Genomic DNA, 1558 nt, shown 5'->3' on the forward strand with positions numbered 1-1558 from the left:
GTCGTAGGTGATGTGCGAGTACACGGGCGCGCGCACCTCCTGCGCCCCGGACTTGACGTCCGCCATGAAGCGCAGCAGCGCGCGGCGGTCGTAGGACTCGGGGAAGCCCTTGCGGGACATGATGCCGCGCTCGTGCAGCACCGCGTTGGGGTGCAGGAAGCCGTCCGTGGTGACCAGCTCGACGCGCGGCGTCGTCGGCCAGCGGCGCAGCATCTCCTGGAGCACGCGCGCCGTCGTCGACTTGCCGACGGCGACCGACCCGGCCACCCCGATCACGTACGGGGTGCGCCCCGTCCGCTCGCCGAGGAACGCGTTGGTCGCGCTGCGCAGGGCCGCGGAGGCCTCCACGTTGATGCTCAGCAGGCGCGAGAGCGGAAGGTAGACCTCGGCAACCTCGCGCAGGGACAGATGCTCGCCGAGGCCGCGCAGACGCTCCACGTCCGCCTGGTCGAAGGGCTGCGCCATCTCCGAGGCGAGACGGGCCCAGGTCTGGCGGTCCAGCTCCACGAAGGGGGAGCGCTGGTGGCCGTCGGGCACGGCGTCCGCGGGCTCCTCGGGGCCCACGAGGGGCAGCTCGGAGGTCGGGGGGGTGTAGGTCACCCGATCCATTATGGCCGCGGCCCGCCCGGAGCGGGCCCCCGCGTGACGTCACAGGGCCCGGATAGGATCGGCCCATGCGCGTTCTCGTGACCGGCGGTGCCGGATACCTCGGATCCCACACCGTGCTCACGCTGCTCGAGGCGGGCCACGACGTCCTCGTCCTGGACAGCCTGGTCACGGCGACGACGACGGCGCTCGAGCGTGTCGCCGAGCTCGCCGGGACGCGCCTGGGCGGGTCGCGGCTGCGCCTGCACGTGGCCGACATCCGCCGCCCCGAGGACTACCGCGGGGCGCTCGCGGACTTCGGCCCGGCCGCACTCGTGCACTTCGCCGGGCTGAAGTCGCCCACCGAGTCGATGACCCGCCCCGCCGCCTACTACGACGTGAACGTGGGCGGCACGGCCGCCGTCGCCGAGGCCGCGCTCGCGGCCGGCGTCCGCACGGTCCTGTTCTCCTCCTCCGCGACCGTGTACGGCGACCGCGCGCCGGTGCCGGTCGCCGAGGACGCGGCCACGGACCCGGTCTCGCCCTACGGACACTCCAAGCTCATGGCGGAGCAGGTGCTGCGCGACGTCTGCGCGACGGTCGACGGCGGCGGGCTGGCGATGCTGCGCTACTTCAACCCGGTCGGCGCGCATCCCTCCGGGCGGCTGGGCGAGGACCCGAGCGGGGTGCCGGCGAACCTCATGCCCTTCGTGGCGCGGGTGGCCTCCGGCGCGTACCCCGAGCTGCGGGTGTTCGGCGCGGACTTCGACACGCGCGACGGCAGCGCCGTGCGCGACTTCATCCACGTGATGGACCTCGCGGAGGCGCACGTGGCCGGGCTCGAATGGCTCGCGGCCCGGGTGGCGACCGGGGGCGGTACGACGACCCGGGTCTGGAACATCGGCCGGGGCGAGGGCGTCACCGTGTTCGAGATGGTGCGCGCCTTCGAGGCGGTCACGGGCGGCCGCATCCC

The 1558-nt window shown here is 74.1% G+C and carries 2 protein-coding genes; one reads left to right on the plus strand and one right to left on the minus strand.

The features are described 5' to 3' along the window. Positions 1-573 (minus strand): type I pantothenate kinase (gene coaA / locus ACFWJO_RS38845; protein WP_386872932.1); only part of this gene is annotated, 573 nt, incomplete at its 3' end. Positions 574-674: 101 nt separating this feature from the next. Between coaA and galE the strand changes: the two genes are divergently transcribed. Then, positions 675-1558, plus strand: an 884-nt coding sequence (gene galE, locus ACFWJO_RS38850; RefSeq protein ID WP_386872930.1) for a UDP-glucose 4-epimerase GalE, incomplete at its 3' end; no start/stop codon positions are given.

It is taken from the genome of Streptomyces sp. NPDC127092 (assembly GCF_042722475.1).
Taxonomy (GTDB): Bacteria; Actinomycetota; Actinomycetes; order Streptomycetales; family Streptomycetaceae; genus Streptomyces.